The organism is Polaribacter batillariae (assembly GCF_017498485.1).
Classification (GTDB): Bacteria; Bacteroidota; Bacteroidia; order Flavobacteriales; family Flavobacteriaceae; genus Polaribacter; species Polaribacter batillariae.
In genome coordinates, this window is the sequence record NZ_CP071795.1 from 3,130,448 (window position 1) to 3,153,799 (window position 23,352).

Below are 23,352 nucleotides of genomic sequence, written 5' to 3' on the forward strand. Positions count from 1 at the left end.
AAGAAGTTAAAAAATGAAGATTGTTATTACATATATTACCAATCAGTCGTATTTATTACGAAAAAATCGGTCTGTATATATGTTTTGATGATATCCATATAAAATCTAACAGTTATAAAAAGTCCGACTTTACAGTCGGGCTTTTTATTTTTACACAATTCTGAATTTTGATTCAGTATTGTACCATTTCTTGTTTGAAATTAACGTAAGAAAATGATAAATGGTATTAAAATCAATCAACATGCATACTTTATTCAAAAATTATATCAACACTTTTAAAGGTCTCTCTGCAGAAGTTTGGTGGTTATCGCTCATAACGCTAATCAATAGAGCAGGTACAATGGTGATTCCGTTTTTGTCTTTATATCTTACAAAAAACCTTCATTTTTCACTTTCAGATGTGGGTTGGATTATGTCTTTTTTTGGCATTGGTTCTTTGGTGGGAACATGGTTAGGAGGAAAATTAACAGACAAAATAGGGTACTATAAAGTAATGCTATTTAGCTTGTTTTTTACAGGGGTTTTCTTTGTTTTATTGCAATATGCAACTACTTTTAATGAATTTTGCGTTGGTATTTTTACAGTAATGTTGGTTGCAGATGCTTTTAGACCTGCCTTGTTTGTCGCTTTAAATGCATACAGCAAACCAGAAAATAAAACACGTTCTGTAACTTTAATTCGATTGGCAATTAATTTAGGTTTTTCTGCAGGGCCAGCAATTGGCGGAATTATAATTGTAAATATTGGATACCAAGGTTTGTTTTGGGTAGATGGTATTACGTGTGTATTGGCGGCTTTTTTATTGTTAAATGTTTTGCATCCAAAAAAAGCAAGAGTTCTCGATGAAGTGAAAGTAAAAAATCCAGTTTCAGCATATAAAGACAAGGCTTTTTGGGTATTTTTTATAGCGATGTTTATATTCGGGTTTACTTTTTTACAATACTTCTCTACAATGCCTTTGTATTACAAAGACGTAAGAATGTTATCGGAATTAGACATTGGTTTGCTAATGGGCTTCAATGGGTTTTTTATATTTGTTTTCGAAATGCCACTGATTAAATGGCTAGAAAACCCTAAAAACTCGAAAATTAAATTGGTGGCAATTGGTTTGTTTTTAGTTGCCACTAGTTTTGCCATTTTAAATGCAACATCTTGGTTTGGAATTTTAATGGTAGGTATGTTGCTAATGACCATAGGAGAAATGATTGCTTTTCCGTTTTCAAACGCTTTTGCAGTAGAAAGAGCAAAGAAAGGAAACCAAGGAGAGTACATGGCTTTGTATGCGATTGCATTTTCGTTATCGCATATTTTTAGTCATAATTCAGGCATGCAAATGGTAGATAAATTTGGTTTTGAAACAACTTTAAATGTGTTTACAATTTTTGCTTTGGTAGGTGTTTTTATTTTGTGGGTTTTGATAAAAATTTTAAGAAAAGAAAAAGAAACTCAATCGAAATAAGCAATGTTTTTTCGAACATAATTAAGTGTAAGTTGCATGATATCATCTTCATATTTTTCGAATTGAAGGTCTAATTCGTCCCACAAATCGATATTCGATTCTTTTTGCATTAATAATGTTTGACGGACTTTTAAATTTTTTGGAACAGGAACTTCAGGAAATAAAAAAATGGCTTTGGTTAGAATATCCACAGTTTTTTCTGCTTTTATAGCTAAATAAGCATGAAAAATTTCGTGTGTAAATTGTCCAGAAGAATTAAAAAAGAACTGGATAAAACCACCTTCAGTAACATTTTGCTCTAAAATATCGATATAAATAAAGTTTTTTTCGAATTCGTTTAAATTTTCGAAATGATCTTTTTTAGGAATTTTTTTACCAATAATTTCTCCAATTCTGGTAATTTTTTCAGCATCGTCATTAAGTAATAAAGCAATTTCTGTAGATGTCATTTTTTACTTAAATTTCTTTACTCGTTTTAAATTCATTGCTTTTATCATCCAATTTGGCAATGGTTTTTTAGGATTTCTATTCTTCAAATTAATATTAATTCCTAATTTTTTAATCAACGGAACTTTGTGGGTTTCTATAAATTCGATTAAGGTTCCATCACAATCTTCTATATACCCCCAATGTCCATTTGCATCCCCCATATCAAAAGATTCCGAACTAATTACTTGAAAAGGAAAGCCCATTTCTTTACATTCTTCGCATAATTTTTTCATATTTCGAATGTCGAAACACAAATGAATATAGCCTAAATCTCCCCAATATCTATCTTCGAAAATCACATTTGGTTTGGTGTCAATTGCTTCAATCAATTCAATTTCGCTTTCTCCGAAAAGATTACAAAAACCACCCACTCGTTTTTTTGAGTGTGTTAATAATATGCGTCTAAATTTTTTATTTCCATTTTTAAAAGATGCCAAATCTTCAAAAACACCAGTTTTATCATACACAACTTTGTCGTATCCTAAAATGCCAGAATACAAAGACAATGCATTTGCAATGTTAGAAACGCCAATTACAGCACCAAAAATTCCGCCAACATCAAACTTGTTATTTGCATACCAAGAATTAAATTCTTTAATTTTTAAAATATTCTGATAAGGATCTTTAACGTAAAAACTTTTAGAACCATTTGGCTCTGTACAAATTTCTGAAATGATATTTTCGTTTAATGTTTGTAAGCGATTAAAAGTAGCCGTAATATTTTTTGTCTTAATACAAGGAAAATGAATCCCTAAATCGCCAAGTTGAAATTCTTTTTTGGGTGCAGAAGGTTCTCTGTCTAAATATTGCCAAATTTCGTAACCACCACCACCTTGCATATTTAAGCCTAATAAAGCTCTTTTGTTTCTCGGTTTTCCGCCCATATATTTTGCCATATAGGTGGCTTCGTTATAATCATCAAAAATAAGTGCGTCTGCACCTAATCTTGTAGCATACCATTTAAAAGCTTGGTCTGCATTTTTTACACCAATTCCTATTTGCTGAATCCCGTAAATTAATTTTTCTGTCATTTATAAATACGCTAATTTTTATTTTTTAGTTCTCTTTTTCTCATGGGCATTCCGTCTATGATGGCAAATAATTTATCAGGTTTTAAAACTGAATTTTGTTGCAATTTAATACCTCCATCCAAACCAATCAAAAGCACTTTAAAACGCCTTACATTATGTACGTATTTTTTATACAAAGAGTTTGATTTTTTCCAGTTTTTTTCAAAATTAAAATTGTAAGTATCTTTAGTAAAACGATAAATAAGTAGTTTTCTTTCTAAAAGTTCTTTTGGGTGTTTTTTTAATATTAAAGTTTGGTTTTTAAAATCGGAACTATTAATATCATCAGCATAAACCAAAAGAAGTCTGTTTTTCCATTGGTGTTTTTTTATACTTTGACTAAAAGAAATCGAAGAGATTGATAAAAAAAGAATAGTGATAATTTTCATAATAAAGAAAAGCCTCGTTAGCGAATTAACGAGACTTTTATAGGGTTTTCCTGTTATTCAACAGATTTTTTAAAAACATCTTTTCCTCCAACAATAGGAATGGTAATTTTAGTGCCAGATAAATCTACAGTTAACTCGGTTCCGGGTTTTGGCAATATCGTATATTCAGCATCGCTAGAGAAAATCATCAAACCTATTTGTTGTCCTTTTTTAATAATTTGATCATCTGGTTGTAAGTCGAAAGTCATTTCGTAAAATTTAGCAGGTTTTAATGGCTTACTGCTTGTTAGAGACTTATAGTTTTGTAAATCTGCCCAACCACGTGTAATAATGTTATCTGTAATTTTGGTTCTTCTTCCTGAATTCCAAGGCAAAGAAACTAAGTAAACAGATAAGTTTACAGCTTCTTTAGAACTTGCAGCTTTAATAGTTATGGATGGCAAACCAGAAATATGCACATCTTCTTTTAAAATTGGAGTTACATATAATAAACGATGGTTTGTATAGTCTGCTTTTGCTAAAGATTCTGCTGAAAAAGAATAGTTATCTACCAAAGTTTCTTTTTCTTTTTTTGAAGATTTTGTTAATGATAAACTTCCAGCTTTTGGAGCGCCTGCATTTAAATAAAAAGTAACATTTTCTGCTTTTGGGTTTGGATATTCAGGGTAAGCAGTTGGTTCGTTTTGGTTATCGTTTTCTCGAACAATCCATGCTTTTGCATCATTTTCTACACCATTGTCTATACCATGTAAATAATGTGTAAACCAACGATTCATCATTTTTATTGGTGGTGGCCCTCCATGGCCATTTTGATGATAGTAAATTTGAGTTGGCAAACCCATTTCAGATGCTTTTTTATAGATTCTATAACTATGTTCTGGCATTACATTCCAATCGTTAAAACCATGAGACATTAACAATGCAGCTTTCATTGGTTTCATATCGTTGATGTAATCTCTTTCTGCCCAAAAATCGTTATAATCACCAGTTTCTCTATCCATTCCATTCGCCATTTCTGTATCTCGAACAATTTTGTTATTTCTGGCTCTGTTTTCTTCTTTTCCACTGTGAATAAAATCATACAAAACATCGATATCTTCTCCTAGATATCCTCCAGGAGAACGCACCAAACCATTTGAGCGATAATAATGATAATAAGAGGTATTAGGCGCAACAGGAATTATTGCTTCCAAACCATCAACACCTGTGGTAGCTGCTGCTAAGGGAATTGTCCCATTGTAAGAAGTTCCAGTCATACCCACTTTTCCTGTAGTCCAATAAGCTTTTACTTCTTCATTTCCTTCTCTTTCTTTAAAACCTTTTGCGCGTCCATTTAACCAATCGATTACAGCTTTTGGCGCTAAAGATTCGTTGTCTCCACCAACAGTTGGTGTTCCATCAGACAAACCAGTTCCAGGAGAAGAAGAGTGTACTACAATGTAGCCTCTAGGCACCCAAGTTTTAATTTGAGAATTCGAAATAATGGGTCTTTTTCCCCTTCTGATAACATTTGGATGAACAGGATTTGGCACTTTTTCTCCCAATTCATGTTTTACATTCCAAAACAATTCTCTTCCACCAGAAGCAACTCCAGAATAATAAGGACTTGATTCATAAATTACAGGTAGTTTTAACCCTTCTGTTTCAGTTTGTGCAGGTCTTGTTACATCTACATGCATTCTGTCTAATTTTCCATCTCCATCAGAATCGAAAGTAGTTTCTACCCATAAATCATGGCGAATCCATTTGCTTGGGTCGTTAAATGCCTCTACTATTTGTGCTTCTCCATCTTTAAAAACAGGAACAGCTTTTTCTTGTGCTTGAATTTGGGAAATAAAAGCAATGAATAAAATTAGAATTGTTTTTTTCATTTCTTCTTGTTTTTTTATTTTAATACAGAAAACTCAATAGATGAATCTGTAAAAACGGTGTGTGTTTGGGTTTTAAAATCTTTTTCGTTGGCTTTGTAAATATTATCTACATATGTTTGCGGATTTAAATCTATTAACGGAAACCAAGTACTTTGTACTTGAACTTGTAGTTTATGACCTTTTTTAAAGGTATGAAAAACGTCTTGTAATTTGATATTTACGTCTGTCTTTTTATTAGGAACAAAAGGTTCTGGGTTTTCAAAACTATTTCTAAAACGACCGCGTAAAACTTCGCTTCTAACCATTAAATGATAATTGCTCATTTTTAAATGATCTTGTAGTTTGTTGTTTTTTGCATCATCTTTTAAATCTGTTGGATGTACATCAACAATCTTTACAATCCAATCTGCAGCAGTTCCTGTAGTCGCTACTTTTAATTTTGCTAAAATATCGCCCGCTAAAGTGTAATCTTCCGTTAAAACATCAGTTTCAAAAACCAAAACATCGGGTCTTCTTGCGGCAAAACGTTGGTCGTCTGTCATGTATTTTCTTGGTGTAAAAACCGTTTTTATATCTTCGGAATAGGGTACAGGACGTTTAATATCACTAATAAAATTAATTTTTTCTGTTGATTTTTTTGTTGAAGTCAATTTTTGATTTTCAGACAAGAACCAATCTTCCCTTACCACATTTTTAGGAGGCCACGCATCATAAGATTGCCATTCTTTTTTACCAGAATCGAAAACATAAGCTTCAGGCAAACCAGAATTTTTATCGCCATTTTCTTTTAAGAAATGATTAAAAAACTTCGTTTCGATTTCTTTTTGAAATTTTAAAGAGATAGAATCGCCAAAATAATAATTGCCTACATAATTTTTTACGCCAGAACTTGCCCATTTTCCATGATCCCAAGGACCAAAAACCAACGTGTTGTAATTGTCTTTTCCGTGTTTTTCGATTCCTTTATAAGTTTCTAAAGGTCCGTATAAATCTTCAGCATCAAACCAACCCCCAACAATCATAGTTGCTACAGAAGAAGGTACTTTATTTAAATGCTGTATAATTCCTTTGCTTTGCCAAACAGAATCGTAATTGGGGTGTTCTGTAATTTCTTTCCAGAAAAAGTCGTCTATTATTTCTTTTTTAGAAGTATTTGCAACATCTAATTTGTCATATTTAAAATATTCGTTTAAGTTTTTTAAAGGACCTTTGTCCAAGAAAAATTGATATTGATCTTGCGAATTCATTTTTGGAAAAGAATACCAAGCGCTATCTGTAGGCGTGTCTTTGTAAGTTCCAAAAAGTGAAATCGCTCTAAAATAACTCAATAAAAATGCGCCATTATGATGAAAATCATCAAAGAAAAAATCGCCAATACATGCCTGAGGAGAAGCGGCTTTTAAAGCAGGGTGCGCATCTATGGTAGAAACGGTTGCATAATGTCCAGGATAAGAAATTCCCCAAGTTCCGACATTTCCGTTGTTGTTTTCTACGTTTTTTATCAGCCAATCAATGGTGTCGTATGTATCTGAAACTTCATCAGATTCATTTTCTTTTTTGTTGGGAATGTACGCACGCATGTTGTCGTAAATACCTTCACTCATCCAGCGTCCACGCACATCTTGGTACACAATAATGTTGCCTTCTTTCATTAAATGCACATTTGGTCCAATTTTAGTTTTCATATTTCCTTCTCCATAAGGCGCAGAACTGTAAGGTGTTCTTTGCATTAAAATAGGATATTTTTTAGAAGTATCTTTTGGAGAATAAATGGTTGTGTGAAGTTTGGTTCCATCACGCATTTCTATGTCCACCTCTTTTTTGGTATAATTATCTGCGACATACGTAATTTTTTTCGGTGTTTCTTCTTTTTTAGCTTTATCGCAATTGGTAAATAGCAAAAAACTAAAAACGAAAAGAATAAGATGTTTTTTCATGGTAAGCTCGGTTTATTTTGAGTGCTTAAATTTACAAAACTAAAAATGGTTGTTGAAAAATCTTTTGTTAAAATGAAAGTTTTCTTGCAAAGCCGCAAACACACAAAGTTAGCGCTATTTCTAGCTTGGAATTTATCTTGAGTGAAGTCGAAAAACGATCTCTTTTTTACTTCTGTTCTCGATACAATTTTTCTTCCTATGTCAGAAAAACCACTCGAACTGACAGTAAAAAAGGATGTCGTTTCAATTTGAGTTAAACCAGTTTGCAAGCTTTTCTGTTTTTTTAATAACGATGGCTTTTTCCTGCAAGGTTTTCAAAACCCTTGCAGGTCTAAATTCAGAATTAAAATACCCAAAAATGTCAGTCCGAGTGATTTTGAGGAACGAATAATTGTATCGAGAACTATTTAAAAACGAACATTATTTCTTGTTTGAAATAACCGTAATAAAACACCTTTTTTTCCTTTTTATTTTATTGTGAAAAGAAGGCGTAACGAAGGTTGTGCCTTGCTCTTTAACAACTGCAAGTTTAAAAAAAACTTGCAGGGTTTATATACTTTCTTTAATTTAGGTTAAAACAAAAAAAAATGGATGAAAGACTAAAAAAATCACCACTTTTTATAAAATCACAAGAAATTTATGAATTGGTTCGTAAAGTTTCGTTGCTTATAGAAGATAATGGAAATGAAGATGATTTTAACAACCATTTGTTAAATGAATATAAAAATCAGCTCAATAATAGTGCATTGACGATTCCTGCAAAAATAGCAGGTGCTTTTAATGAAGATATGCCCTATGATATTAGAATGGAAAATGCAACTATTATTAGAAAAGAGGCACGTACTATTTTAGCTACAACTTCTGGGTTAAAAATGGCAAAATTCAAAGAATTAGATTATTTAGAATTGATTCGTAGTGAAATAGAAGAATTTAGAATTCTTTTTGCAGAATGGGTAAAAACGTTTGACCAGTGGAATTATATTATCGATAGGTGGGGGCTTTTTAATCCTCCAGGAGTAAATTACGACGATTATGATATTGATGACGATTTGCCCTTTAAAAATCCTTTTGATGATTAAATAGTGTTGCTTACCTTTCTTTGAGCGCAGTCGAGAGGATGAAAAAATTATTATCAATTAAAAATGTCTCCTCGAGCGCAGTCGAGAGGTAAATTCACTTTTTAGCATTAAACATTTTTTTCAAATAAAATTCTCGTATTTTTGCAAACTATGCAAGAAACTAAAAAACATCAGTTAACAGATTGGTTGCCAACGACAAACAGAGAAGTTAAAATTCGCGGTTGGGATTACTTAGACGTGATTTTATTTAGCGGAGATGCATATGTAGATCATCCGTCTTTTGGACCTGCAGTAATAGGACGAATTTTAGAAAGTTACGGATTACGTGTAGCAATTGTACCACAACCTAATGTTAATGATAATTTACAAGATTTTGAAAAGTTAGGTAAACCAAGATTGTTTTTTGGCTGTACAGGGGGTTGTATGGATCCCATGGTTTCTAACTACACAGCCAGTAAAAAAAGGCGTGATAAAGATGCCTACACACCTAATGGAGATAAGGGTTTTCGCCCAGATTATGCAACTTCGGTGTATTCTAAAATCTTGAAAGAAAAGTTTCCTGATGTTCCTGTGTTGATTGGCGGAATTGAAGCTTCGTTAAGACGTGTAACGCATTACGATTATTGGTCAGATAGATTGTTGCCAACCATTTTAGAAACTTCGAAGGCAGATTTATTAGTTTATGGAATGGGCGAACAACCTTTGCGTGAAATCGTTCAGTTATTGCAAAAAGGGGTTCCGTTTTCGAGTTTAAAAAACATAAAACAAACCGCTGTTTTAATTGATACGAAAACAGAAAAAATGCCTGTTGTGAATGATTGGGAAGATGTTACCATCAATTCCCATGAAGCGTGTTTAAAAGACAAAAAAGCGTTTGCTTCTAACTTTAAAACAATCGAACAAGAATCAAATAAATTAAAAGCGAGAAGAATTTTACAAGATGTTGCTGGAAAAAAGTTGATAATTAACCCACCTTTTCCAACCATGACAGAAAAAGAAATTGATGGTTCTTTCGATTTGCCTTACACAAGGCTTCCTCATCCAAAATATGATAAGAGAGGTCCAATTCCTGCGTTTGAAATGATAAAATTTTCTATCAATATTCATAGAGGCTGTTTTGGTGGATGTAGTTTTTGTACTATTTCTGCACATCAAGGAAAATTTATTGCAAGTAGAAGTAAAGCATCTGTTTTAAGAGAAGTTGATAAAGTGGCAAATATGCCAGATTTTAAAGGTTATTTATCTGATATTGGTGGGCCTTCTGCAAATATGTATCAAATGAAAGGTAAAATACAATCTATTTGCGATAAATGTGTCGCACCAAGTTGTATTTCGCCTGTAATATGTTCTAATTTAGATACTTCTCACAAACCTTTAACGGAATTATATCAAGCTGTTGACAAGCACCCAAAAATTAAAAAATCGTTTATTGGAAGTGGTATAAGACATGATATGTTGGTGCCAGAATTCAATAAAAATGCAGATCCAAAAGAGTTGGACGCTTATACAGAAGAGGTCATGACAAAACACGTTTCTGGACGTTTAAAAGTAGCGCCAGAACATACTTCTGACCCTGTTTTGAAGTTAATGCGCAAACCTTCTTTTACTTATTTTCATAAATTTAAAGAACGTTTCGATAAAATTAATATCAAGAAGAAATTAAACCTTCAGCTAATTCCTTATTTTATCTCGAGTCATCCTGCAAGCGAAGTAGAAGACATGGCAAATTTGGCGGCAGAAACCAAAGATATGGGTTTTCAATTAGAACAGGTTCAGGGTTTTACACCAACACCAATGACAGTTGCCACTGTTATTTATTATTCAGGTTATCATCCTTATACTTTAAAACCTACTAAAACTCCAAAAACTAAGAAAGAGCGTGAAGACCAACACAAATTTTTCTTCTGGTACAAAAAAGAAAACAAAGATTGGATTCGCAACACCTTAAACAAAGTTGGAAGACAAGATTTATTGCAAAAATTATTACCAGAAAATAATTCTTGGAAAAAGAATAAAAACGCAAAAGAAACGAAGAACACTTTTGATGATGCTGTACCTTTTAATAAAAGAAAAAGGAAAGTAAAACGTGGTTCTAAAAAAAGGAAGTAAATATTATTTTTCTAATTTTTACGTTGAACTTGTTTTAAAAGAGTAATATTTTTGTTATTATAAAATAACTAAAACGAAGCAACAGATCTCTCTAAAGCAATAAAATGAGTAGTTTCTTCGCTATATAATGGAAAGATTTTTAACTCACATTTATAAGGTGTTTTGTCTTTTTTATAGTTGATAATAACCTCAGTAAAAGGCCTGTTTTTGGCAATTTTTTCTCTAATTCTTTTTTTGGTTTCTATAGAAGTTTCTTCACCTTGTAGAAAAGAAGGCGTTTTTTTTAAGGCAAAATTCTTACTAAAACCACTCATTTTTGTAAAACCTTCATTTACCCAAACAATATTTTTATGGAGATCTGTAATTACAATGGCTTCAAACTTTTGATCTTTAAATAAGTAATCAAAATTATTTTTCCAGTTGAATTTAAAAGCCAATTCTTTTACTTGATTAACATCGTTTTTAATGTCTAAAAGTTCCATTTCCGAAAAAAAATGATTCCTGTATAAATCGAAGCTAATTAAAGGTAGTTTTTTAGAATCTGTAGGTGTAATTAACTCTTTAATAGCGGTGTAATCTTTGGTTTCTTGGGAGTTTAAAAACAAATCTAAACACGCCATGTTTGCTAGTTTATTTTTCATGGAACTCTATTTTTTTCTAATTTATAGCACGAAACTACTAAAATTAAGGCAATGTTTGTAAAATTAGAAATTAAATATCTGTTAATTACAGACTTTGCAATCTTCTTTGTCTTGAATTTCGCCAACCAAGTTTCCATCTTCATTCATTACAAAGCCACAACAATCCATAAAACCTTGTGCAATTAATTTTCGCGCACGCTGAATTTGAGACTTTGTCGTAGATAAATTTTGATTTAATTGGTCTGCAACTTCTTGTTGTTGTAAACCTTTTATGTCTGATAAAAATAAAGGAGTTCGATATTTTTTAGGAAGGTTGCTTAAAATTTTGCGTAAGCAATCTTCTTCTGTATGTGTGTTTTTATTGATTTCTGAAGCTGTTTCTGTTTCGAAATTGGCAATTTTTACAGTTTTGTTATTTTCCTTCCAATAATTTAAAACCGAATTTCGAGCAATAGAGAAACACCAAGATTTTAATTTACTAGCATCTTTTAAAGTATGCAGTTTTGTATGGATTTTTAAAAAAGTGTCTTGCAAAAGATCATCAGCAATGGTGTTGTTTTTCACTTTGCTGATGATGAATTTTTGCAAATCTAAATGGTATTTTGTCCAAACTTGGTTTGTGGTCATGTCTAAGGTTTACTTTTATCAATTTAAGTGCAGTCGAAAGGTCTTTTTAATGTAAAGATTTCTCGACTGCGCTCAAAAAGACAGAAATGCTAACAATTACAATTGTTACACGTGCAGTTTGTACAAGTACAGTTTTTACAATCTCCATTTTTGCAACCTTCGCAATTGCAAGTACAATTATTATTTTTCATAATATTTATTTTTAAAGTTCATACAATAGACAAACAATTTTTAAAAAAGATGCAAGTTTTCGGTACAATTTTTCTTTTCCTAAGAAATGGTATTGAATAAAATTACAGAATTTTATGTAAACTTAAACGATTTTCACATAGAATTTGCTTCATAATTAGAAAATCATCTAAAATTAGAAGATTTTACAGAAAAAAGAAAAGGTATAAATTATTTGATTCTGAAAAAATAAATGATATTAATTATTGAGTCCGAACGTTTTTGTAGGAATGCTAAAAAGACAGTTTATTCGTTAATAAAAGAAACCATACTTACAGCAACCAAGGCAGCTGTTTCTGTTCGTAACCTGCTTTCTCCTAAAGAAATTGGAGTCCATTTTTTATCCAACGCTTTTTTAATTTCTTCAGTAGAAAAATCGCCTTCAGGACCAATAAGAATTGTTGTTTCTTCTGAAGGTTTTACGACTGATTTTAAATACTTTTTTTCATACTCCTCACAATGTGCAATGCAAACTTTACCATTAAAATCTTGATTGATAAACTCGTTAAATTTCATTGGAGCATTTAGTTTTGGTAAGGTAAATTTTAAAGATTGTTTTATTGCAGACTGGATAATTTTCTCGAAACGTTCTAATTTTACCACACGTCTTTCGGAGTTGCTACAAATTATTGGCGTAATTTCATCGATACCAATTTCTGTCGCTTTTTCTAAAAACCATTCTGTTCTATCGTTTAATTTGGTAGGTGCAATTGCAATATGTAGGTAATAAGACCATGGTTTTGGTTTTTCTTGAAACGAAATAACTGTTGCCAAACATTTCTTGTCGCTTGCAATTATAATTTTTGCATCAAACAGAAAACCTTTTCCGTTTGTAATTTTTAAAACATCATTTTCTTTTTTACGTAAAACACGTACAATATGTTTACTCTCGATTTTATCGAAAGTAATTTGTTGTGTTTTTGTGGAAATTTCTGAATTATAAAATAATTGCATGGTTACAGGTTCTTTGTTTAAAGTTCAAAATTAGGGAAGTTATTTTTTTTCTGGGTTTAAAAGTTAAGATTTCTCCGTAAAGTCGAAATGACAGTTGTTGGGAGATTTTGTTTTCGGAGTTTAAAGTTTCAGGGTTTCTGGGTTTAAAAGTTAAGATTTCTCCGTAAAGTCGAAATGACAGTTGTTGGGAGATTTTGTTTTCGGAGTTTAAAGTTTCAGGGTTTCTGGGTTTAAAAGTTAAGATTTCTCCGTAAAGTCGAAATGACAGTTGTTGGGAGATTTTGTTTTCTAACTTCTAACTTCTAACTCCCAACTCCCATCTTCCAACTTAAATACTAATCCTATAAGTTCTTCTTCTTTTATGTGTTACAGGGTTAAAATTTTCCCATATTTTTTTAATGGCTTCGTTGTCTTCTAATTCTGGAGTTCGAATGCAATTTTCAATTCCTTTTTTTTCAAAAATTTTGGTATATTCATCAAAAATAACTGCGTGAACTCCTTTGTTTTGATATTCTGGATCTACACCAATTAAATAAAAAGTAACGTCTTTGGCATTTTTTCTAGCATTTAATAAATAAAACAGCCCAAAAGGAAATAATTTTCCTTTTGCTTTTTGCAAAGCTTCAGAAAAAGAAGGCATTACAATGGCAAAAGCCACTAGTTTATGGTGCTCGTTAGTAACAAATTTTATATACTCTGGATTGATAAAACCAATGTATTTTTTTTTAAAAAAAGCAATCTGAGCATCAGAAATAGGAACAAAAGAAGATAATTTCGAATACGATTTGTTAAATACTTCGAACATTTCATCTACATAAGGCAAAATATCTTTTGTTTTCGAAAAATTTAGGGCTTTTAGCTTGAATCTTTTCTTTAAAATTTTGGCAATTCTATTATAATATGTCGAATCTACCTCTTTAAATTTAAACTTGTTTTCTAAATATTCTTTTTCTTTTACAAAACCCAATTGCTCTAAATGGTCTTTATAATAGGGGTGATTGTACCAAGTAATCATGGTGCCTATATGGTCGAAACCATCAATTAAAACACCTGTTTTATCTAAATTATTAAATCCTATTGGGCCTTCTATATATTCTAAGTTATTTTTTAAACCAATTTCTTTTACTTTTTCTAATAAAGCTTTGGTTACTGCAATATTGTTAATTACATCAAACCAACCAAAACGCATTTTTTTTATTTGTTGTTTTTCAACTTCAAACCAATTGATAATGGCTACAATTCTACCCACAATTTTACCATTTTGCAATGCTATAAAAAAATGTGCTTCTGCATTTTCGAAAACAGGATTTTTTTGAGGGTCGAAATTGTCTATTTCGTCTTTAATTATTGGAGGAACCCAATATTTATTATTTTTATAAAGTGAAAAAGGAAATGTAACAAATTGCTTCATTTCCTTTTTATTGGTTATTTTTTTTAATGTAATCATTTAAAAACAGCTTCTAATTATTGCCTTTTTTCTTCTTCTTTTCTTCCTTTTTCATTTCTTCTTCTAACTCTTTAATTTCTCTTTCTAATTTTTCGATTTCGGTTTCTTCTTTTTTTGCTTTTGTTTCTTTTTTACCAAATAAACGGGAGAAAAAACCACTTTTTTTATTCTTCGTTTTAGAACGTCGGCTTCTTTTGGGCCTGGTTCTTGTATTTTTATCTTTCTTCTTAAAAATACTAAAAAGTCTGTTAAAGAAGCTATTTTGTTTTTTGTTATATCTTGTAATTGGTGTGTCTTTTAGTTCTTGCCCGTTTTCATCCAATTCTATATACGAATCTTCGTGATTATTAATTCTATAAGAAACCCCTAAACCTGCGTAAAAACCTTGTGCTTTGCCTTCTAACAACAGTCTTCCAGAGGCATTTATTTGTAAATCTCTGTTGTAAAGATATGCCAAACCAGCTCCTAAATTTGTGTTTGTTTGGTATTTTTGATAAATAGTTTGATTTTCAAAAAAAGCAGACCATTGGTCGCTAAAATTCTGAGTTGCAGTAATTATATAAGAAAATTCGGCAAAATCGCTTCCAATTTTATCGTAATACACATTGGTAATAACGTTAAAATCTCTTGTTAAGTTATTTTGAAGTAAGAGACCAACTTTTGGTGTAATGCCCCCAGTTTTATAAATATCGTTTACAAAATCGGTATTCATCCCTAAATAAATAGAAACAGATGGCACAAGCCTTTTCATGTCGAAAGCATGCCTTCTTTTCCAACTTCGAACTTCTTTCGATTTGTCTTCATATTCTTGCTGAAAAACCAAATATTTTGCTCCAATTGTCATTTTTCCAAAACCTGAAGTAAAATAATGAGAGGTAAAAATATTTTTAAACGCAACTTTATCTTTTTGATATGAAAACTGGGTATTTAATTCTAATCTTTCGAGAAAAAAACTTGTTCTAAAGAGCACATCAATTCCAAAAGATTGGGGTCTAGTAAAAGTACGTTCTATACTTGTGTTTCGAAAAAACAAATTACTTTCGAATTGATAAACACCAGAGCCAACACTGTAAGGACTCTCTGAAAATCCGGGTTTGTTAGAGTTGATAACATCTGTATATTGTGCATAAAGCGAACGAAAACCAACCAGAAAAAATAGAAGGAAAAGTGTTTTTTGGCGAGTGTTCATATAAGGTAAAAAAGGGTTAAAAATTATTTTTAGCATGCAACACAAACATAGAACAAAAATGCTATTTTTAAAAAGCTTTGCTTACTTTTTTAGGTTTGTGAAAGTTTTATAAGTTGTTAACGTGCCAATTGTACTCAAATTGTTATTTTTGATAGATTTTTTAAATAATATTTTTAAATGGGTTTACTTAAAACAATCCTTATTATACTTGCTTTCTACTATGGATTTAAATTCTTAGCAAGACTTTTTGCACCTGTACTTATTAAAAAAGCTGCAGAAACCATGCAGAAAAAGGCAGAAGAGCAGTTTCGAACCAAACAACAAAAGGAAGTGGTTAGAGAAGGGGAAACTGTAATAGACAAAAAACCAACAAAGAACCAACAAAGTAAAGATTCTGTTGGTGAGTATGTAGATTTTGAAGAAATAGAATAATATGAAATTCAACAAATTTTTGCCATATATAATAGCAATTGTCATTTTTATATTGGCATCTATTATTTACTTTTACCCAGTTTTAAAAGGCGAGAAGTTAAATCAATCAGACATTACTCAATTTCGAGGAATGGTAAAAGATATTAACGATTTTCGTGCAGAAAATAATACAGAACCTTATTGGACAGGCTCTTCTTTTAGTGGAATGCCTTCTTATTCTATAAGTGCTTATTATCCGAATGATTTTGTAAGAAGTTTAGACAAAGCACTCCGTTTTTTACCAAGACCTGCAGATTATACTTTTCTTTATTTTTTAAGTTTTTTTGTACTAATGATGGCCTTAAAAGTCGATTGGAGATTGGCTATTTTAGGCTCGCTTGCTTTTGGTTTTTCGACTTATTTGATTATTATTTTTGGAGCTGGCCATAATGCAAAAGCACATGCAATTGGTTATATGCCCTTAGTTTTAGCCGGTATTTTATGGGTGTTTCAAAAAAGGTACGTACTTGGTTTTATTGTTACAGGTTTGGCAATGGCGTTAGAAATTTACGCAAACCATATACAAATGACGTATTATTTAGGGTTCTCGATTCTAATTCTTGGAATTGTAGAACTTGTACATGCATTTAAAGAAAAAAGATTGCCCACATTTATAAAACAAGCAACTGTAATTATTGTAGCAATTGTTTTAGGCATTGGAGCAAATGCACCACGTTTAATGGCGATAAAAGAATATTCTGAAGTAAGTACCAGAGGAAAATCAGAATTAACAATTGCGCCAGATGGAACTAAGAAAGAAGCGACAAAAGGGTTAGATAAAGCTTATATAACACAATATAGTTATTCTAAGTTAGAAACGTTTAGTTTGTTTATTCCACGTTTTATGGGTGGAGGAACTGTAGAAAAATTAGGAGAAAGTTCTAATTTTTATCAACTTATAGAAAATAAAGCAGGCAAAAAAGTTGCAGACGATTATGCTAAGCAAGTTTTAACCTATTGGGGAGATCAACCCATTTTAGAAGCACCAGCCTATATTGGAGCCATTATTTTCTTTCTCTTTTTCTTAGGCTTTTTCTTGGTAAAAGGAAAGTTAAAACAATGGTTAGTGGCAGCAACTATATTTTCCATAATTTTAAGTTGGGGAAGAAATTTCGATATGGTTACCAATTTCTTTATCGATTATGTACCATTATACAACAAATTTAGAGCGGTTTCGTCTATACAAGTAATTGCAGAATTGTGTGTACCTTTATTAGGTATTTTAGCTTTAAAAGCATTTTTCTCAACAAAAATTACATCAGAAGAAAAATTAAATGCACTTAAAAAAGCAACTTATGTCTTTGGAGGATTAATTGTAGCTGGTTTTTTATTGGCTCATGTATTTTCGACGTTCGAAGGTTTAAGAGATAGCAATTACGATAGTTTAGAAGGCTTAAGAGATGCTGTAATTGCCGATAGAAAATCGATGCTTTTAATGGATACTTTACGTTCTTTACTCTTAGTCTTACTTTCCGCAGGCATACTTTGGATGCACTTAAAAGGAAAATTAAAGCAAAATTTTGCCATTTTAGGTTTGTTGGTTTTTATTGTTTTCGATTTAATTTCTGTAGATAAAAAGTATGTGAATAAAGACGATTTTAAGCAAGCAAGAAAAATCGAAAAACCCTTTGTAGCCTCGGAAGCAGATCAATTAATTAACCAAGATAAAAGCCATTATAGAGTTGCAAATTTTGCAACAGACCCTATGAATGATGGAAGCACGTCTTATTTCCATCAATCTATTGGAGGTTACCACGCTGCAAAAATGATGCGTTATCAAGAATTGTTCGATTACCAAATTGCGAAAAATAATATGGAGGTTTTGAACATGTTAAATACAAAATATTTTATCGTTCCAGACGATAAAGGAAATGTACAAGCACAACAAAATGAGCAGGCAAATGGAAACGCTTGGTTTGTACATTCTATTATTCCTGTAGAAACTGCCAATGCAGAAATAAAAGCGTTAGATAGTTTAAAAACAAAAGAAGAAGCTGTGATTCGAAAAGAAGATTTCGAAAAAATTAAATTTACCAATTCTTTAGAAAGAGACACTACCGCAGTTATAAAATTAACGAAATACAAGCTTAATTCATTAACTTACGAATCTAAAACAGCCAAAGAGCAGTTTGCTGTGTTTTCTGAAATTTATTACAAAAATGGTTGGAATGCTTATCTCGATGGTGTTTTAACACCACATTATCGCGTAAATTATGTGCTAAGAGGAATGAGAATTCCTGCAGGTAAACATACAATTGAATTTAAATTTGAGCCGAAAGTAATTCAGCAAGGAAAAATACGATCACTTTCTTCTTACGCGTTGTTATTTTTAATAACCATTGGGTGGTTTTTTTATGATGAAAAAAAGAAACGAAAAAAATAACTTTAACCACATTTAAGAATTGAAAAATTTCTTAGCTTATTACCCACTTCTAAAACTATGTACGCAAAAATTCCAGTAAAAAGGTATCAAAAAACATTAGATTTTTTACAAAAATCGATTCCAAGTCCTGCAACAATTTTAGATTTGGGCGTTCGTAATCCGTTTTCTGAAATTATGGAGCAACATGGTTACACCGTTATTAATACAGAAGGAGAAGACCTAGATTTATTACCAGAAATTGTACAAAAACACCAAGTAGATGCAGTTACAGCTTTCGAAATTTTTGAACATTTATTGGCTCCTTTTAATGTTTTAAGAGAAATTAAAACAACAAAGTTAGTAACGACCATTCCTTTAAAATTATGGTTTGCCACTGCATATCGTAGTAAAACAGATATGTGGGACAGGCATTATCACGAATTTGAAGATTGGCAATTCGATTGGTTGTTAGAAAAAACAGGGTGGCAAATTCAAGAAAAAGAAAAATGGACAAGCCCAATTAATAAAATAGGCTTTAGACCTATTTTAAGAAAATTTACGCCCAGATATTATGCAGTTTATGCGACAAAAACTCCGTAAATGAAAATAGGAATGATTTTAGATGAAGTGTTTCCTCCTGACCCGAGAGTCGAAAATGAGGCGATTTCACTAGTAAACAATGGTCACGAAGTTTTTCTTTTTTGTTTAACGTATGGAAACGAAGAGACCGCTGAAATAATTAACGGAATTCAAGTAAAAAGATTTTTGTCAAATACATTTCTCTATAAACTGTCTGCATTGGCATATACAATACCCATTTATAAATTTGTGATGGCTCACAAAATCGAAAAATTTATTGCTAAAAATTCGATAGATATTCTTCACATTCACGATATAAGAATTGCCAGTGCTGTTTTTAGAGCCAACAGAAAAACAAAACTTCCTGTTGTACTAGACTTGCATGAAAATAGGCCAGAGATCATGAAATTTTATCCTCATTTAGCAAAATTTCCTGGAAAAATCTTAATATCGCCACAAAAGTGGAAAAAAGCAGAAGAAAAATTTATAAAAAAATCAAACAAAGTTATTGTAGTAACCCACGAGGCTAAAAAAGAAATTTTAAATAGAATATCTTTACAGACGAATAAAATTACGGTTTTACCAAACACAGTTAGAAAAAGTTTTTTTGAAAAATCGACCATTTTACCAGAAATAACAATTAAGTATTCTAATAATTTTGTTTTATTATATATTGGAGATACAGGAATTAGAAGAGGTTTAATTACCTCGATACAATCTGTAGCAATGCTAAAAGAAACCATTCGAAATTTAAAATTAGTTATTGTGGGAAAAAATTCTACAGATAACATTTTAAAACAATTGGTAAAAGATTTAAAAATTGAAAAATTTGTAGATTTTTTAGGTTGGCAAGACGCGAAATTATTTAACTCTTATATTTCTTGTAGCGACATTTGTATTTCGCCTTTGTATAGAAATTTGCATCACGATACAACGTATGCAAATAAACTTTTTCAGTACATGAGTTTAGAAAAACCCATTTTAGTAAGCAATTCAACTGCACAAAAAGAGGTTGTAGAAAAAGTGCAATCTGGTTTGGTACATGAAGAAAAAAATGTACTAGATTTTACCGAGAAAGTGCTAAAACTTTATAGAAATAAAGATTTAAGAAATCGGCTTGCAGAAAACGGAAAAAACTTTGTACGAAAAGAGTTTTATTGGGAAAAAACTTCAAAAAACTTGCTAAATTTATACAATACTTTCGAGGTTTGAAAGTCTTAATAATTACATATTATTGGCCTCCAGCAGGTGGTTCTGGCGTACAGCGTTGGCTAAAATTCGTAAAATATTTGCAAGATTTTGGTATTGAACCTATTGTATATACTGTAAAAGACGAAAATTACCCAAAAGAAGATGTTTCTCTTATTAAAGACGTTCCAAAAGAAATTACGGTTTTACAACAACCAATTTGGAATCCGCAACATGTGTTTTTTTGGGAAAAGAAAAATAAAGGGAATACAGGTGTTTCGAATTTAGGGAATAATAAAATCTTGTCTTTTTTAAGAGGAAATATTTTTATTCCAGATCCAAAAATATTTTGGGTAAAACCTTCTGTAAAATTTCTTCAAAAATTTCTTTTAAAAAATAAAATTGATGCTATGATTTCTACAGGACCACCACATAGCATGCATTTAATTGCCCAGAAATTGCAACAAAAGAATAACATAAAATGGATTGCCGATTTTAGAGACCCTTGGACAGATTTGTATTATGCCAAAGATTTTAATCAAAGTACATTTGCGAAAAATAAAAATAGAAAGCTCGAAGAATTAGTTTTAAAAAACGCAGATTGTGTTTTAACCGTAAGCAAATCTTTAAAAAAAGAATTTGCGAAAATTGCTTCGAATGTAAAAGTAATTACCAATGGTTTCGATGATGAAGTTTTAAGAAATAAAGCTGTAGTTTTAGATAAAAAGTTTACGATTTCTTATATTGGTTTGTTGCCAAAACAGAGCAAGCCTACATTGTTATTTAAGGTATTGCGAAAGCTATTGCAAGAGAATGAGAATTTAAAAAACGATTTGCAATTAAATTTTATCGGAGATATTGCAGATGAAGTAAAACAAGATATCGCAAGTAATAATTTATTAAAATATTCGAATTTCGAAGGATATGTACCTCATGAAGAGGCGATTTCTTATCAAAAAAAATCTCAGGTTTTATTATTGTTAATTCCGAATGTAGCGAAAAGTGAAGGCATTTTAACAGGAAAATTATTTGAGTATTTAACTGCAAAACGTCCTATCTTAGCAATGGCTTCCGAAAAAGGAGATTTAGCAGAAATATTAAAAGAAACGAATGCTGGAGTGGTTGTAAATTATAATAATGAAGAAAAATTATCTTCAGAAATTTTAAGATTATACAACCAATATAAAAACGGGAGTTTAGACGTAAATACGAAGAATATTAAGCAATATCATCGTAAAGAATTGACGAAGAAATTAGCAGAAATCATCAAAAAAATAAATACATAAATGGGCATTGTTTTAAAACAATCTTTTAAAAATACACTTTTTATATATTTAGGATTTGCCTTTGGTGGACTAAATACACTTTTTTTATACACTCGTTTTTTAGAAGATGAGTATTATGGTTTGGTAACATTTCTGTTATCAACCTCTAACCTACTAATGCCTTTTATTGCTTTCGGAATTCATCATACAATTGTAAAGTTTTATTCGAGTTATTTTACAAAGCTAGAAAAAGACCGGTTTTTATCTTCGGTATTATTCTTGCCATTATTAATCGCTTTGCCTATTGGTTTTTTAGGAAACTATTTTTACGAACAAATTAGCAACTACCTTTCAGTAGAAAACCCAATCATTAAAAATTATACTTATATTATTTACTTAATTGCGTTTGCTTGTGCTTATTTTGAAGTTTTTTATGCTTGGGCGAAAGTGCAATTTCAATCTGTTTTTGGCAATATTTTAAAAGAATTGTGGAATAGAGTTGTGGTTATGATTTTATTGTTTGCAGTTTATTTTCAATGGATCACAAAAGCAGAATTTATATACTATTTAACAGGCGCCTATTTTTTAAGAATGTTTGTAATGATGTTTTATGCCTTTTCATTATATTTTCCTAAATTCAGTTTATCTAAACCCCAAAATTTCAAGGAAGTTTTACGTTTTTCTTTATACATAATCATGGCAGGTAGTGCAGGTGCTATAATTTTAGATATCGATAAGTTTATGATTCCTGGAAAAGAAGCAATAGAAAAAGCGGCTTATTATTCTGTGGCAGTTTTTATAGGTTCTTTTATTGAAGCTCCAAGTAGAGCGATGTTAAATATTTTACAACCGTTAACATCTAAAACTTTAAATGAAGAAAACCATAAAGAAGTTGCTTCATTGTATAAAAAAAGCTCGATAAATTTACTATTAATAAGTGGTTTGTTTTTTGTTTTGGTAAATGCAAATGTGGGTCAATTATTTAATTTATTACCAAAAGAATATGCAGGTGGTGCACTAGTAGTTTTAATGATTTCTTTTTTGAAAATGTACAATGGTTTTTTAGGAAATAATGGGGCAATTATAAATAATTCGAAATTTTATAAGATAACATTGCCTACAAGTTTAATCATGGCAATTTCGGTATATCTTTTAAATAAATTATTTTATTATAAGTTAAATATGGGTACAAACGGTTTGGCTTTGGCAACTTTAATTGTTATTTTATTAGCAAATACTTTTAAGCTATATTTTGTAAAAAAGAAGTTTTCTATAACACCTTTTACGAATAAAACTTTTAAAATGATACTTATAATTACAGGGATGTATTTTGGTTTTATTTTTTGGGATTTTCCAGTTTCTAATATTTATGTATGGAAGTTTCCAATACACCCAATCATAAATATTATTCTAAAAAGTTTTTTAATAATCGTTATTTACTTATACCTAATTTTTAAACTAAACATTTCTAACGAGTTTGATATTTTGTTGCAACGTTTCTATAAAAGACAATCTAAATAATCTGCAAACATATGCAGAAGCAAAGCAAAAGCCAATATTCTTGTTTTCTTAAAAAAAACACCTACAACATAAAAAGCAATGGCAATATAAGAATGTAGTGGATGAAAATTAATGCTACATCTAAATTCTGCAAAAATAGGCGTGGCTAATAGGTGATCTAAATCTACCAGCATACTTGCAATAAAAATGAGATATACTACTCTCCATTTTTTGCGATAAAAGAACAGCGCAATAAATAAGGGTACAATAAAGTGTAAACTGTAGTGTATTAGGAGTTTGAGCGTCATTTTTTATTCGAAAAAAAAGACTTATTTAAAAAAATAAGTCTTTTCGTATTAATAGTAAATAATAATAGATTTTGGGGAATACAACGTATGCTACAAAGTTATCATAAATTTCTCTAATTAAAATTAACTTATGTTTAACGATTTAATCAAAAAAAAGCCCTCAAAACATTACTTTTAGGTTTTCGTTGCA

General features: G+C 30.8%; 20 protein-coding genes. 9 read left to right on the forward strand and 11 right to left on the reverse strand.

Annotated elements, in window-relative coordinates:
• Window positions 1-241: 241 nt before the first annotated feature.
• Window positions 242-1,459: an MFS transporter gene (locus tag JL193_RS13890; RefSeq protein WP_207971363.1), complete on the forward strand. Its 1,218-nt coding sequence runs from the start codon at window positions 242-244 to the stop codon at window positions 1,457-1,459.
• Here the strand turns inward: JL193_RS13890 and JL193_RS13895 are convergent.
• From JL193_RS13895 to JL193_RS13915, 5 genes are read right to left on the reverse strand one after another with little or no spacing between them, the layout of a single operon-like run.
• A complete protein-coding gene (locus tag JL193_RS13895; RefSeq protein ID WP_207971364.1) occupies window positions 1,447-1,908 on the reverse strand; it encodes a DMP19 family protein in 462 nt (153 codons plus the stop codon). The genes JL193_RS13890 and JL193_RS13895 overlap by 13 nt on opposite strands.
• Window positions 1,909-1,911: 3 nt before the next feature.
• The gene (locus JL193_RS13900) at window positions 1,912-2,979 is read right to left on the reverse strand and encodes a VOC family protein (RefSeq protein WP_207971365.1); all 1,068 of its coding nucleotides are present in this window, start codon (window positions 2,977-2,979) and stop codon (window positions 1,912-1,914) included.
• Window positions 2,980-2,990: 11 nt separating this feature from the next.
• Window positions 2,991-3,407, reverse strand: coding sequence for a DUF4174 domain-containing protein (locus JL193_RS13905; protein WP_207971366.1), 417 nt, complete (start codon window positions 3,405-3,407; stop codon window positions 2,991-2,993).
• Between the two features lie 53 nt (window positions 3,408-3,460).
• The gene (locus tag JL193_RS13910; protein WP_207971367.1) at window positions 3,461-5,278 is read right to left on the reverse strand and encodes a Xaa-Pro dipeptidyl-peptidase; all 1,818 of its coding nucleotides are present in this window, start codon (window positions 5,276-5,278) and stop codon (window positions 3,461-3,463) included.
• A gap of 14 nt (window positions 5,279-5,292) precedes the next feature.
• On the reverse strand, window positions 5,293-7,215 hold the full coding sequence (locus tag JL193_RS13915; protein ID WP_207971368.1) for a CocE/NonD family hydrolase: 1,923 nt from the start codon (window positions 7,213-7,215) through the stop codon (window positions 5,293-5,295).
• Window positions 7,216-7,802: 587 nt separating this feature from the next.
• On the opposite strand from JL193_RS13915, the gene JL193_RS13920 reads away from it, so the two are divergent.
• Window positions 7,803-8,294: a hypothetical protein gene (locus JL193_RS13920; protein WP_207971369.1), complete on the forward strand. Its 492-nt coding sequence runs from the start codon at window positions 7,803-7,805 to the stop codon at window positions 8,292-8,294.
• A 150-nt stretch (window positions 8,295-8,444) separates the two neighbouring features.
• Window positions 8,445-10,403 carry a YgiQ family radical SAM protein gene (locus JL193_RS13925; protein WP_207971370.1) on the forward strand — a complete coding sequence of 653 codons (1,959 nt, stop codon included), beginning with the start codon at window positions 8,445-8,447 and terminating at the stop codon, window positions 10,401-10,403.
• A 68-nt stretch (window positions 10,404-10,471) separates the two neighbouring features.
• Here JL193_RS13925 and JL193_RS13930 read toward each other — a convergent pair whose 3' ends face one another.
• The 5 genes from JL193_RS13930 to JL193_RS13950 all read right to left on the reverse strand — a co-directional run bounded on the left by JL193_RS13930 (window position 10,472) and on the right by JL193_RS13950 (window position 15,525).
• Window positions 10,472-11,044 (reverse strand): PAS domain-containing protein, encoded by a 573-nt coding sequence (locus JL193_RS13930; RefSeq protein WP_207971371.1) that lies wholly within the window; start codon window positions 11,042-11,044, stop codon window positions 10,472-10,474.
• Window positions 11,045-11,125: 81 nt separating this feature from the next.
• Window positions 11,126-11,671 (reverse strand): sigma-70 family RNA polymerase sigma factor, encoded by a 546-nt coding sequence (locus JL193_RS13935; RefSeq protein WP_207971372.1) that lies wholly within the window; start codon window positions 11,669-11,671, stop codon window positions 11,126-11,128.
• 474 nt (window positions 11,672-12,145) lie between these two features.
• Window positions 12,146-12,853: a 16S rRNA (uracil(1498)-N(3))-methyltransferase gene (locus tag JL193_RS13940; protein WP_207971373.1), complete on the reverse strand. Its 708-nt coding sequence runs from the start codon at window positions 12,851-12,853 to the stop codon at window positions 12,146-12,148.
• Between the two features lie 328 nt (window positions 12,854-13,181).
• A complete protein-coding gene (locus JL193_RS13945) occupies window positions 13,182-14,300 on the reverse strand; it encodes a GTP cyclohydrolase (RefSeq protein ID WP_207971374.1) in 1,119 nt (372 codons plus the stop codon).
• A gap of 13 nt (window positions 14,301-14,313) precedes the next feature.
• The gene (locus JL193_RS13950) at window positions 14,314-15,525 is read right to left on the reverse strand and encodes a transporter (RefSeq protein ID WP_207971375.1); all 1,212 of its coding nucleotides are present in this window, start codon (window positions 15,523-15,525) and stop codon (window positions 14,314-14,316) included.
• A 141-nt stretch (window positions 15,526-15,666) separates the two neighbouring features.
• Here JL193_RS13950 and JL193_RS13955 point away from each other — a divergent pair, with 141 nt between their 5' ends.
• Genes JL193_RS13955 through JL193_RS13980 form a run of 6 tightly spaced genes read left to right on the forward strand, consistent with a single transcriptional unit; the run spans window position 15,667 to window position 22,875 of the window.
• Window positions 15,667-15,921 carry a DUF4834 family protein gene (locus tag JL193_RS13955; protein WP_207971376.1) on the forward strand — a complete coding sequence of 85 codons (255 nt, stop codon included), beginning with the start codon at window positions 15,667-15,669 and terminating at the stop codon, window positions 15,919-15,921.
• Window position 15,922: 1 nt separating this feature from the next.
• Entirely contained in the window at window positions 15,923-18,343 is a 2,421-nt protein-coding gene (locus tag JL193_RS13960; protein WP_207971377.1) for a YfhO family protein, read from the forward strand.
• A 57-nt stretch (window positions 18,344-18,400) separates the two neighbouring features.
• Window positions 18,401-18,922, forward strand: a complete 522-nt coding sequence (locus JL193_RS13965; RefSeq protein ID WP_207971378.1) for a class I SAM-dependent methyltransferase — start codon at window positions 18,401-18,403, stop codon at window positions 18,920-18,922.
• Window positions 18,923-20,113, forward strand: coding sequence for a glycosyltransferase family 4 protein (locus tag JL193_RS13970; protein WP_207971379.1), 1,191 nt, complete (start codon window positions 18,923-18,925; stop codon window positions 20,111-20,113).
• On the forward strand, window positions 20,110-21,375 hold the full coding sequence (locus JL193_RS13975) for a glycosyltransferase family 4 protein (RefSeq protein ID WP_207971380.1): 1,266 nt from the start codon (window positions 20,110-20,112) through the stop codon (window positions 21,373-21,375). Before JL193_RS13970 ends, JL193_RS13975 begins: the two co-directional genes overlap by 4 nt.
• Window positions 21,376-22,875, forward strand: a complete 1,500-nt coding sequence (locus tag JL193_RS13980) for a lipopolysaccharide biosynthesis protein (RefSeq protein WP_207971381.1) — start codon at window positions 21,376-21,378, stop codon at window positions 22,873-22,875. It abuts the gene before it with no gap.
• Here the strand turns inward: JL193_RS13980 and JL193_RS13985 are convergent.
• Window positions 22,854-23,162 carry a DUF6122 family protein gene (locus JL193_RS13985; RefSeq protein WP_207971382.1) on the reverse strand — a complete coding sequence of 103 codons (309 nt, stop codon included), beginning with the start codon at window positions 23,160-23,162 and terminating at the stop codon, window positions 22,854-22,856. The genes JL193_RS13980 and JL193_RS13985 overlap by 22 nt on opposite strands.
• Window positions 23,163-23,352 lie beyond the last annotated feature (190 nt).

What these genes read in the sequence shown, in the direction of transcription:
- JL193_RS13920 (WP_207971369.1), top strand. Translation starts at nt 7,803, where the DNA reads ATGGATGAAAGACTAAAAAAATCACCACTTTTTATAAAATCACAAGAA.
- JL193_RS13980 (WP_207971381.1), top strand. Translation starts at nt 21,376, where the DNA reads ATGGGCATTGTTTTAAAACAATCTTTTAAAAATACACTTTTTATATAT.
- JL193_RS13925 (WP_207971370.1), top strand. Translation starts at nt 8,445, where the DNA reads ATGCAAGAAACTAAAAAACATCAGTTAACAGATTGGTTGCCAACGACA.
- JL193_RS13970 (WP_207971379.1), top strand. Translation starts at nt 18,923, where the DNA reads ATGAAAATAGGAATGATTTTAGATGAAGTGTTTCCTCCTGACCCGAGA.
- JL193_RS13930 (WP_207971371.1), bottom strand. Translation starts at nt 11,044, where the DNA reads ATGAAAAATAAACTAGCAAACATGGCGTGTTTAGATTTGTTTTTAAAC.
- JL193_RS13950 (WP_207971375.1), bottom strand. Translation starts at nt 15,525, where the DNA reads ATGCTAAAAATAATTTTTAACCCTTTTTTACCTTATATGAACACTCGC.
- JL193_RS13965 (WP_207971378.1), top strand. Translation starts at nt 18,401, where the DNA reads ATGTACGCAAAAATTCCAGTAAAAAGGTATCAAAAAACATTAGATTTT.
- JL193_RS13940 (WP_207971373.1), bottom strand. Translation starts at nt 12,853, where the DNA reads ATGCAATTATTTTATAATTCAGAAATTTCCACAAAAACACAACAAATT.
- JL193_RS13935 (WP_207971372.1), bottom strand. Translation starts at nt 11,671, where the DNA reads ATGACCACAAACCAAGTTTGGACAAAATACCATTTAGATTTGCAAAAA.
- JL193_RS13945 (WP_207971374.1), bottom strand. Translation starts at nt 14,300, where the DNA reads ATGATTACATTAAAAAAAATAACCAATAAAAAGGAAATGAAGCAATTT.
- JL193_RS13895 (WP_207971364.1), bottom strand. Translation starts at nt 1,908, where the DNA reads ATGACATCTACAGAAATTGCTTTATTACTTAATGACGATGCTGAAAAA.
- JL193_RS13900 (WP_207971365.1), bottom strand. Translation starts at nt 2,979, where the DNA reads ATGACAGAAAAATTAATTTACGGGATTCAGCAAATAGGAATTGGTGTA.
- JL193_RS13905 (WP_207971366.1), bottom strand. Translation starts at nt 3,407, where the DNA reads ATGAAAATTATCACTATTCTTTTTTTATCAATCTCTTCGATTTCTTTT.
- JL193_RS13890 (WP_207971363.1), top strand. Translation starts at nt 242, where the DNA reads ATGCATACTTTATTCAAAAATTATATCAACACTTTTAAAGGTCTCTCT.
- JL193_RS13960 (WP_207971377.1), top strand. Translation starts at nt 15,923, where the DNA reads ATGAAATTCAACAAATTTTTGCCATATATAATAGCAATTGTCATTTTT.
- JL193_RS13985 (WP_207971382.1), bottom strand. Translation starts at nt 23,162, where the DNA reads ATGACGCTCAAACTCCTAATACACTACAGTTTACACTTTATTGTACCC.
- JL193_RS13915 (WP_207971368.1), bottom strand. Translation starts at nt 7,215, where the DNA reads ATGAAAAAACATCTTATTCTTTTCGTTTTTAGTTTTTTGCTATTTACC.
- JL193_RS13910 (WP_207971367.1), bottom strand. Translation starts at nt 5,278, where the DNA reads ATGAAAAAAACAATTCTAATTTTATTCATTGCTTTTATTTCCCAAATT.
- JL193_RS13955 (WP_207971376.1), top strand. Translation starts at nt 15,667, where the DNA reads ATGGGTTTACTTAAAACAATCCTTATTATACTTGCTTTCTACTATGGA.